Below are 11454 nucleotides of genomic sequence, written 5' to 3'. Positions count from 1 at the left end.
ATCATTGTTTGGTTGGCAAAATCACTTGCAATCCACCCAAAAACCCTTTATAATACACGTCCCACCTTCCGCTATTTATTTTTAAGTAAATTGGCAAAAAGGTTCATCGGTTGGTGTGCCAACCTTTAATAAAGAGGCTACTTATGAAAGTAAAACTAAAAACCAAACGTGGTGCGGCAAAGCGTTTTAAAAAAACCGCCAACGGCTTTAAACGCAAACAAGCGTTCAAACGCCACATTTTGACCAAAAAATCTCCTAAGCGTATCCGCCAATTGCGTGGTTGCGTCATGGTTCACGTCGCTGACGTTCCATCAATCCGCCGTATGTGCCCATACATTTAATATCTAGGAGAATCTAATGGCTCGTGTAAAACGTGGTGTACAGGCTAACCGCCGTCATAAAAAAGTCTTGGCTCGTGCAAAAGGTTACTATGGTGCACGCTCTCGTGTGTATCGTGTTGCCGTACAAGCGGTAATGAAAGCAGGTCAATACGCATATAGAGACCGCCGTAACAAAAAACGCTCTTTCCGCCGTCTGTGGATTGCTCGTATCAATGCAGGTGCTCGTCTAAATGGCTTGTCATACAGCCGTCTTATCAATGGTCTTAAAAAGGCAAGCATTGAGATTGACCGCCGTATCCTAGCAGACATCGCCATGCATGACGCAGCAGCGTTCACGGCAATCTGCGAAAAAGCAAAATCTGCCCTAGCCTAAGCTAACAGCTTGCTTAAAACCCCAGAACTTTTGTTTTGGGGTTTTGTTTTTATTCATTGAATAAATTTACCAATTAGCCCAAACCCGCACCATTTGGCATTTTTAAAACAATGGTCTTGTCAGGTGTGCCTGTCATGCCCTTTGGTGACATCAATCCCCAAAAGTATTATTGTCTCGCACCGCCCAAACGGTTATAATAACACTCCAATACCCATTTATTGACAACAGCCATGCACCATTTTAGCCAAGTCAGCTTTGATGAAGCCTTGATTCAAAAATACAACCGTCAAGGCCCCCGTTACACGTCCTATCCGACCGCCTTAGAGTTCGCCCCCATTGCAGACGGTGTGGAGATGAGCATTTTACAGAAAAAAGACCCTGCCGTCCCCCTATCGCTCTACATTCATATCCCCTTTTGCCGTCATCTGTGCTACTACTGTGGTTGTAACAAAATCATCACCAAGAAAAATAGCGACTCGGGCGATTATCTAGACTATCTATTTAGAGAAATTCGCCATAAAAAATCCCTGCTAAACGGCAATGCAAAGGTCAAACAAGTCCATTTAGGGGGCGGTACACCTACTTTTTTGAGTGATGATGAGCTGACCGTGTTGTGGCGGTTTTTACAAGATGAATTTGACTTTGCTGATGACGGGGACTATTCGGTAGAGATTGACCCACGAGAGCTTAGGGAGACGACTTTGGCGGTCTTACGCTCACTGGGGGTCAATCGCTTATCATTTGGGGTGCAGGATTTGGACGAGACCGTACAGATAGCTGTGAACCGTGTACAGCCCCACAGCATGGTGCAGGCGGTCATGCGTGAAGCCAGACAGCTAGGCTTTGGCTCAATTAACATTGACTTGATTTATGGTCTGCCCCATCAGAGTGTGGCGAGCATGGCGGACACAGTCGCCAAAATCATCGCCCTAGCCCCTGACCGCTTATCGGTGTTTAACTACGCCCATCTGCCCGAGCGATTCACCGCCCAACGCCGTATCAAAGATGACGACCTGCCCAGTCCTGCCGACAAGCTCACCATGTTTGGCGACACCATCAAGGCACTCACGGACGCAGGTTATCAGTATATTGGCATTGACCATTTTGCTCGCCCTGATGATGACATGGCAATCGCCCAACGTCAAGGCAAGCTCCATCGCAACTTTCAAGGCTATGCCATCTTGGGCGAGTGCGACCTGCTCTCGTTTGGGGTAAGCAGTATCAGTCAGATTGGCGAGCATATCTTGCAAAACCCCACTGATTTAAAAGAATATCAAGCACGCATTAATGACGGCATACTCCCTGCCGTCAAGCACATCAAGGCAGATGAGAAGGATAAGTTACGCCGTTATGTCATCATGAACTTATTATGCCATGACCGCTTGGACTTTGCCGATGTTGATGAGCGTTTTGGCATTGACAGTCGCCGTTATTTTGAGCCAGAGCTGGCAAACCTACACCAAATGGCAGACGACAAACTCGTCTTTATTGATGAGACTGGCGTACAAATCCTACCCAAAGGACGGATACTGGGGCGTAACGTAGCAATGGTCTTTGATGAATACCTAACCCAAAAGCACAGCGGACGGTTTAGTAAGGTCATCTGACACCCAATAAAAAAACGACCATCACATGCATGGTCGTTTTTTATGCAAAACATGGTTTAGCCACCCACAAACAGCCATACCGTATAGCCGATAAAGATAGACAACAGCACCGCACCCACGCCACGCCCAAGTTTTTGACTGCCACGCACGGCAAGCAGGCACAGGACAAACAGCAATCCCGTCACCCCACCCATGACAATCATATCACGGCTCACCACTTCACGAGCCACCGCCATCGGCATGATGGTAGCAGGAATGCCCACGACCGCTAGGGTGTTAAAGATGTTTGAGCCGATAACGTTACCCAAAGCCATTTCATCTTCGCCCTTTCGTGCAGCGATGATAGATGAGACCAGCTCGGGCAAGCTTGTGCCTATCGCCACAATGGTAAGACCAATGATAAGCTCGGACAGCCCTGCGATTTTGGCAATCTCCACCGCTCCCCACACCACAAGGCGTGAACTTAGCACCAGCACCACCAAGCCCCCGACGAGTTTGGCGACCGCCATGCCCATGCGAAAATCGACCGTGTCAGGCACGTCATCACTGGCGGACTTGCCCAGTTTTGCCATATAAATCTGAAACGCCAAAAACACCGCCAACGCTCCAAGGAGTATCGCCCCGTCCAGACGGCTCACTTGTCCGTCCAATAACTGAAAAATCGCCAAAGCGGTAATACCAATGAGTATCAAAAAGTCGGATTTGACCAAGGATTTTTGGATAAATAAAGGGCTCACCAACGCTGTTGCACCCAGCACAAGCGTGATGTTGGTAATGTTTGAGCCGTACGCATTACCCAGTGCCAAACCAGGGGCTCCGTTTAGCGTGGACAACACCGACACGACTATCTCAGGGGCGGACGTGCCCACCCCAATGACCAGCATACCCACCAACAGTTTGGGCATACCAAATTTTAGGGCGATGCCAGACGACCCTTCAATAAAAAACTCGGCACTATACACAAGCAAGGCAATGCCGACAATCATCGCAATAATGGCTAATAACATAACATAAAAGATAAGAAAAGGGGTGTGTATTTTAGCATGGACACCACGGCAATCTTATGTAATTATTGTGTATTTTTATTAACATGCTTAGGCTATCGAGCACTGCTCAAAACTCTTTTTTGAATACACTTGACATCTACCAACATATCCTTTATTTTAAAGCGAAGAGCGATACACCCAAGGCAACACATGACACTCATAGACAATATCAATCATCTGCTTGCTGATGAGATAAAACAACACCTAAACTCAAATACCCAATGTAAATTCATTGGTGATAGTTTTTCTATTTATGCTTATGAAACCCTAAAAGAACACTTAAATCAATTGCAAAGTTTTGATTTTATTTTTAGCTCATCCAGTTTTGAGCCGGTCTCTGCCGTTGCCCAAGACAAAAAAGAAAAAAGAGAATTTTTTATTCCTAAGCCAACTTATGAGAAAAGTTTATATGGCAGTGAATTTGAAATTCACCTAAAAAACAAACTCAATCAAAAAGCCATTGCCAAAGAGTGTGCTAATTGGATAAGGCAAAAAGCCACTTTTAAGTCCAATATCAGCAATCAATCCATACAAAATTTTTGTATCTTAAAATATGAAAATCATCATTTCTTATACACCCCAATCTCCCAAGGGTTTACGCCTGTGGGGTTGGGTTTACAAAAAAGCAATGCATTATCTAATTTTGTCTATGTCATGAACGACACCAGTGCTGTCAAACAGCATGAAATGGTATTTGACCAGTTATGGTGCGACCCCACAAAAGCACATGATGTCAGCCAAGAAATCGTTCGCCACATAGAGTCAGTTTATCAAGAAAACGACCCACAAAGAATTTATTTTTTGGCATTGTATCATTTGTTTAAGGAATTTTTAGACGACAGCAATGAGGACAATCTACCTAATGATAAAACGGGCTATCAAAATACGCTTATTTGGCAGAAATTGTTTGAATTTCAAAAAGATGCTGTTATCGGTATTATCAATAAGTTAGAAAAGTTCAATGGCTGTATCCTAGCCGATAGCGTGGGTCTGGGCAAGACTTTTAGTGCTTTGGCAGTCATCAAATATTATGAACTTAGAAATAAAAGTGTTTTGGTGCTATGCCCCAAAAAGTTAAGCGATAACTGGACAAGTTATAACACCAATGTCATCACTAATATTTTTGCCAAAGACCGATTTAATTATGATGTTTTATATCACACAGACCTATCTAGAACATCGGGGCATACTTTGGGTATGGATTTGTCCAAAATAAACTGGGGAAATTATGATTTGCTGGTGATAGATGAGTCGCATAATTTTAGAAATAAAGAATATTTTAAAGATAAAGAAACACGCTATGATCATTTGATGAACAAAATCATTCGCCAAGGGGTAAAAACCAAGGTTCTGATGTTGTCTGCTACGCCTGTTAATAATAAATTCAACGACCTAAAAAATCAGCTTGCCTTAGCTTATGAAGGCGATAGCAGTTTATTAGAAGATAAATTAGACATCAATCAAAGCATAGACACAATATTTAGAAAAGCCCAAACTGCCTTCAATGAATGGACAAAGCTACCGCCTGAGTATCGTACAACCGATGCTATTTTAAACAAACTAGAATTGGATTTTTTTAAGCTCTTAGATAGCGTTACCATTGCTCGTTCAAGAAAGCACATTCAAACTTTTTATGACACCAAAGCCATTGGTAAATTCCCCACTCGCCACAAGCCCCTATCTTATCGCTGTGGCATTAGTGTGGATAATAACATTGCCTTAAATGACATTTACACGCTATTAGCCAGCATTAAGATGACGGTCTATGCCCCCATGGGTTATATCTTGCCAAGCAGGTTGGCACAGTATGCTGAACTGTTTGATACCACCACAGGCACAGGCTCTCGCTTTCGCCAAGCTGACCGTGAAAAAAGCCTACAATCTTTGATGACAGTCAATCTTTTAAAACGCCTTGAAAGCTCCATTCATGCGTTTAGACTAACCCTAACCAAAATGAAAACGCTCATGAGTGATATTTTGGGGCAGATTGACGATTTTCATAGAAAGCAGATTGGCTCAGGTGAGGTGGCATTGCCCAATATTGACGATGATGATGAAGATATGATTGGTGGCGTGCTAAAAATTCGCCTAGATGACATGGATACCCGAAGTTTTGAGCGCGCCTTAAAAGACGACATGGCAGTGATTGATGAGCTGTTGTCTCTTATTTGTCATATCAATACCCACAAAGATGTCAAGCTCCAACAACTCATCGCTCATATCACCCACAAAATCCAAAATCCCATCAACCCAGACAACAAAAAAGTCATTGTTTTTACCGCCTTTGCTGATACGGCTGATTACCTGTATGAGACCGTATCAACTTATTTTTTGACGCATTTTGGCTTGCATACCGCCAAAATCACAGGCACAAACAACCACTCCACCCTTGGCAAAATGCCAAATAGCCAAAAAAGCTATGATTTGCAAGGATTATTGACGTTGTTTTCACCGCAATCCAAGCAAAAGGCGGACATCTTTCCCAACGAATCTCGTGCGATTGATATTTTGATAGCCACTGACTGTATCTCAGAGGGTCAGAACTTGCAAGATTGCGATTATCTCATCAACTATGACATTCATTGGAATCCTGTGCGTATCATTCAGCGTTTTGGGCGGATTGACCGTATCGGCTCGCCCAACGACAGCATTCAACTTGTCAATTATTGGCCAGACATCAGTCTTGATGAGTACATCAATCTCAAAGAGCGTGTGGAGAATCGCATGGCGATTGTAGATATGACAAGCACTGGTGATGATGACATTCTAAAACACCAAAGTCATGACATGGCATACCGCAAAGAGCAACTAAAACGCCTACAAAACGAAGTGCTAGACTTAGAAGATGTGGGCGGTGGTGTGTCTATCACGGATTTGGGACTTAATGATTTTCGCATGGAGCTGCTTGCCTATCTGGATAAGCACCCCGCCATAAAACGCCTACCCCACGGACTGCACACCGTAATACCCCATAATGATGAGTATGGGCTAAGTGCAGGGGTTGTTTTTGTGCTAAAACTTAAAAACGCCAAAAAAGAGCTGGGTGGACAAAATCCTTTGTACCCTTACTTTGTCATTTATCTAAACAAAGCAGGTGAGATACTCTACAATCACACCAAAGCCAAACATCTCCTAGATTTGCTCGCTCAGGCGTGTCGTCATACTGACACGCCCATTACATCAGCGTACGAGCTATTTAATGAACGCACCAAGGACGGACGGGACATGAGCGAGTATTCTGCCTTACTAGACAATGCCATTGCCCATATCCAAGACCGCCAAACTCAAAGCGACATTGACAGTCTGTTTGGCAGTCGTCACACCCAAGCCTTAGAGCATGAGATTTCAGGGTTGAACGACTTTGAGCTTATCAACTTTTTTGTCATTGAGTAGTCGCCATGAACATCCGCCACCACTATCCTGCCACCACCGAAGTCGGACAAGTCATCGCCAAAAGCCGATTTTATGAACAAGGCAACGCCAATGCTCGCATACAGCGACTGTTTACCCAAGAGATAGAAAAAATCATTTGGGCAAACAAGCTCTCGCCTGCCACACTAAACATCCATGCAGGTAAAGACGTGGCGGAGATTCAGATTTTTCATCTTATCACACGCACAAACACCCTAAATACCGACATCTTGACATATATAGACAGACTGATACCAAGCCCCATCATCTTTGAAAGCCACCACCCAAATGGCAGTATCTACCAAACTGCCACTTACAAACGCCAAAATCTTGCCGACAAAGACAAACTTGTCTTGGACGACTATTACACATCAAAAGATTTGGCAAATGTACCAAGTGCTGATTTGCCGATATTGCCCAATTTAGATGAGCTGTACGCTTATTTTATTCATACACTATTACCCTGCCCAGCACCAACAGGCTCTTTTGCCAGTAATTTATCCCAAAATCTACAAAAAGCACGCCAAACTCACCAGCTACAAAAACAGCTGACTAAACTCACCGCCAAACTTGCCAAAGAAAAACAGTTCAATCGCAAAGTACAAATAAACAGCGAAATACAAGCCATACAAAGACAGCTTAATTTGGTGTAAAATAGCACAATTCACCCAATCATAACTTATCACAATGAATAATCACTACTTTATCAATGACATCATCAATAGCATTGACAGCAATCACTTAGACATACTGCAAGAAAGCATAGAAATAGAATGTAAACTTGCCACAGGAAAAGACGGCAGGGGCAGTTTGCCCAGTGCTTTTTGGGAAAGTTACAGTGCTTTTGCCAACACCAATGGCGGTGTGGTTGTGCTTGGTGTCAAAGAAAAAAATGGGCAGTTTGAGGTACAAGGCATTGTCGATGTTGCCAAAGTCAAAAAAGAGCTTTTTGACAATCTAAACAACAAAAAGAAAGTCAGCACCAATCTTTTGAGTGACAGTGATATACACGAATGGCAAATTGATGATAAAGTGGTCATGCTGGTAGCCGTCCCCCGAGCCAAACGCACTCAACAACCTGTTCACCTAACCGAAAACCCTTATGGCAACACCTTTATTCGCCAACATGAGGGCGATTATCGGCTAGATGATGACAAAGTAAACCTACTCATCGCTGAAAAACAATTGGAAAATCGTGATGATGAAGTATTGGAACATTATACAATTGAGGACTTGGATTTAACTTCTATACAAGACTATCGCCAAATTTATACCAACCTAAACCCCAACTCACCCTTTAACAGCTACGACACCCAAAAGTTTTTGCAACAAATCGGAGCTTACGGCGTCAACCGCTCAAAAAAGATTAGTGGTGTTACCAAAGCAGGTCTGTTGATGTTTGGGCAATTGTCTGCCATTCAGGATATTTTCCCCAATTATTTTGTGGATTATAGGGAATATCTGAATAACAACCCCCGTTGGAGTCATCGCCTAGCCCTAGACGGCAACTGGTCAGGCAATCTTTTTGACTTTTATCGCCATGTTGCCTACCGCTTACCCCAAGGGCTAGATGTTCCATTTGCCCTAAAAGACGGCATACGCCAAGATGAAACGCCTGTGCATGATGCCCTAAGAGAGGCGTTGGTTAATTGTCTCATTCACGCCAATTATGCTGACCGTATGCCTATTTTGGTAGAAAAATACGAACATGAGTTTTGCTTTTCCAACCCCGGCACTATGCGTATCTCTGCCCAGTATGCCCTAGAACATACTGGCAGTAGCGACTGTCGCAACCGAAAATTACAGCAGATGTTCCGCCTTATTAAGGCTTGTGAGCAAGCAGGCACGGGCATTCAAACCATTCACGACAGTTGGGCAGAACAACATTGGCAAAAACCCACTTTTGAAGAAAGACGAGAACCCAATCATCAAACCCTTGTCAAATTAAAAATCGCCAGTCTATACCCCCAAAACATCATTAACGATTTGGTGATACAGTTCGGACAAGCGTTTGATACACTTAGCCAAGATGAAAGAGTGGTGCTGGCTACCATAAAAATGGAAACAACCAGCACCAATACACGCCTACAAAAGCTCTTGGGCATACACCCCACAGACATTACCAAACTGCTTAGACAGTTGATACAAAAAAACATGCTCCAAAAGTCAGGTAAAGGCACAGGCACAGTTTATAGGCTAGCAGACACCAACCCTACCGACTTATTTAGTTTATCTGATACACCCTTGGGCACCCCGATTGGCATACCTATACCTAACGCCAAAACGGACGATTCTATCATTACAGCCACTAACCCCAACACCGGACTCGATAAGCCCAATGCCGGAGTTAATGCCGGAGTTGATAACCCCAATGCCGGAGTTAATGCCGGACTCGATAAGCCTAATGCCGGAGTTAATGCCGGAGTTAATCCAACAGACATACTACCCACGCCACTAAACGTCAAGCAACAAATACAGGAACAAATACTGTCTTTGTGTGCAGAACAGCCCTTATCATCTGCCCAAATTGCACATTTTTTACAAAAAAACAAAGACGGCATTAGAAATCGCTACATCTCTGAGCTTGTAAAACGTGGGTTTTTGGCATTTAGCTTTCCAGAAAGCCCAAACAGCAAAAAACAAACCTACTTCACCACCGAACAAGGCAAACTTTTCTTAGTACAACATGATAAGTACATGTAATAAGTACATGTAATAAGTACATGTAATAAGTACATGTAATAAGTACATGTAATAAGTACATGTAATAAGTACATGTAATAAGTACATGTAATAAGTACCAACCCTAAGGATACCCCATGACCCTAAAACTCCACTCCCCCGATCTAACCTGCCAAAACATCGCCAAAATCGCCGAGCTGTTCCCAAACGTACTCACCGAACACACAGACGAACACGGCAACACCGTCCCTGCCATTGACTTTGAGCTACTTCGCCAAGAGCTGTCATCGTCCATTGTGGAGGGCAGTCAAGAACGCTACCGCCTAGATTGGGTGGGCAAACGTGAGGCAATACTCACCGCCAACCGCCCTATTTATAAGACCTTACGACCATACAAAGATGAGAGCGTGCAGTTTGACACCACCCAAAATCTCTTTATAGAGGGCGACAACCTAGACGCCCTAAAACTGCTCCAAGACACCTACCTTGGGGCGGTTAAGATGATATACATTGACCCGCCTTATAACACCGGCAACGACTTTATTTATAATGACGATTTTGCCACCGACAGCGAGGACTACCTTGCCAAATCCGAGCAATATGACGACATCGGCAACCGCCTAACCATTAACACCGAAAGCAACGGACGCTTTCACTCCGACTGGCTGTCTATGATGTATGCACGGCTAAAACTTGCCAGAAATCTATTATCTGAACAAGGATTGATATTTCTGGCTATTGGAGAAGAAGAGTGTTGCAATTTGCAAGTTATGGCTAATGAAGTTTTTGGCAGAAATAATTATTATGGAACAATTAGTTGGACAGCCACAACCAAAGCCATGAATGCAGGTTCAGCTAAGTACAAATTACAAAAGTCCGAAGAGTATATACATGTTTACGGTAGAGTGCCAATGCAAGAACATGAAAATTTTCACTTAGAACTAAAAGGTTACAAAGAATACCCATTTGTCTCCGAAAATGGCGACAAATATCGTTTAGAAGAAATTCAACAACGAAAAAATATTGGTATCAAACGTTCTGAAAAAATGGTTTTTGAGATATTGGGTGTTATGCCACAGAATGAATATCGTTGGACTATTGGTTTTGATACAGCTAAACAACTTGAAAAGAATGGTGATGTCATACTACAAAAAGGAAAAGTCATTAGAAAGATTTACGAGAAAGATGAGAGTTCCGAATCGCACTTTCCATTGTGGGCAAACTTTTCAGACGGATATGGCACAAGCGAAACAGGCAAAGCGTTACTAAGGGAAATTTTAGGTAAGGAGCATGGCTTTGAAACCGTTAAGCCCATTGAATTGATTGAAAAATTACTATTCCACTTTACTTCCGATAATGATATTATTTTGGACTTTTTTGCAGGCTCTGGAACTACTGCTCATGCGGTTATGCAGATGAATGCTAAAAACAAAAATAGTCATAGGCAATTTATCATGGTTCAAGTTAATGAGCCAACAAAAGAAGGTTCTGATACACACAAAGCTGGTTACAAAACAATTTCTGACCTTACAAAAGATAGATTAAGATTGGCAGGAGCAAAAATCAGCACCGACCACCCCCATGTGGATACAGGCTTTCGTGTCTTAAAAATAGACAGCTCCAACATGAAAGACGTGTATTACCAGCCCCATGCCCTAACTCAGGCGGATTTGGTTGAGATGACAAGCCACATCAAGGACGATCGCACGGACGAGGATTTGTTGTTTCAAGTCATGTTAGATTTCGGCGTGCCGTTGTCGCTACCGATTGACTGTCGCACCATAGACGGACAGAACGTGTATTTTGTGGCGGGCAATTCGCTTGTGGCGTGCTTTGACGGACTTAGCACCACTATCGTTGATGAAGTTGCCAAAGTCGCCCCACTGCGTTTTGTGTCATCGGAGCGTGCTATCGCCTACGACCAAGACAAAACCAACATCAAAGAGCGGTTTGGGCAGTTGTCAGCACAGACGGACGTGAGATTTATTTAGGAG

8 protein-coding genes are annotated in these 11454 nt (G+C 43.4%); 7 read left to right on the top strand and 1 reads right to left on the bottom strand.

What is annotated here, in order from left to right:
• Positions 1-143 precede the first annotated feature (143 nt).
• The 3 genes from rpmI (at position 144) to hemN (ending at position 2321) form a co-directional block, all read left to right on the top strand.
• On the top strand, positions 144-341 hold the full coding sequence (rpmI, locus tag IM753_RS06255; protein ID WP_029102391.1) for a 50S ribosomal protein L35: 198 nt from the start codon (positions 144-146) through the stop codon (positions 339-341).
• Between the two features lie 16 nt (positions 342-357).
• The gene (gene rplT / locus IM753_RS06250) at positions 358-714 is read left to right on the top strand and encodes a 50S ribosomal protein L20 (protein WP_029102390.1); all 357 of its coding nucleotides are present in this window, start codon (positions 358-360) and stop codon (positions 712-714) included.
• Between the two features lie 230 nt (positions 715-944).
• Complete coding sequence (gene hemN, locus IM753_RS06245; RefSeq protein ID WP_194108927.1) at positions 945-2321, top strand: oxygen-independent coproporphyrinogen III oxidase; 1377 nt, start codon at positions 945-947, stop codon at positions 2319-2321.
• Positions 2322-2377: 56 nt separating this feature from the next.
• On the opposite strand, the gene IM753_RS06240 is transcribed toward hemN, so the two are convergent.
• Positions 2378-3328 (bottom strand): calcium/sodium antiporter, encoded by a 951-nt coding sequence (locus IM753_RS06240; protein ID WP_194108926.1) that lies wholly within the window; start codon positions 3326-3328, stop codon positions 2378-2380.
• Between the two features lie 189 nt (positions 3329-3517).
• Between IM753_RS06240 and IM753_RS06235 the strand changes: the two genes are divergently transcribed.
• The 4 genes from IM753_RS06235 (at position 3518) to IM753_RS06220 (ending at position 11451) form a co-directional block, all read left to right on the top strand.
• Entirely contained in the window at positions 3518-6760 is a 3243-nt protein-coding gene (locus tag IM753_RS06235; RefSeq protein WP_194108925.1) for a helicase-related protein, read from the top strand.
• Positions 6761-6765: 5 nt separating this feature from the next.
• On the top strand, positions 6766-7431 hold the full coding sequence (locus IM753_RS06230) for a DUF4391 domain-containing protein (protein WP_062498398.1): 666 nt from the start codon (positions 6766-6768) through the stop codon (positions 7429-7431).
• 34 nt (positions 7432-7465) lie between these two features.
• On the top strand, positions 7466-9481 hold the full coding sequence (locus IM753_RS06225) for an RNA-binding domain-containing protein (RefSeq protein WP_062498399.1): 2016 nt from the start codon (positions 7466-7468) through the stop codon (positions 9479-9481).
• 116 nt (positions 9482-9597) lie between these two features.
• The gene (locus IM753_RS06220; protein WP_194108924.1) at positions 9598-11451 is read left to right on the top strand and encodes a site-specific DNA-methyltransferase; all 1854 of its coding nucleotides are present in this window, start codon (positions 9598-9600) and stop codon (positions 11449-11451) included.
• Positions 11452-11454 lie beyond the last annotated feature (3 nt).

This window comes from Moraxella sp. K127 (assembly GCF_015223095.1).
Taxonomy (GTDB): domain Bacteria; phylum Pseudomonadota; class Gammaproteobacteria; order Pseudomonadales; family Moraxellaceae; genus Moraxella.
The sequence above is the reverse complement of the archived record's forward strand: the minus strand, read 5'-3'. Positions and strand labels throughout refer to the sequence as shown.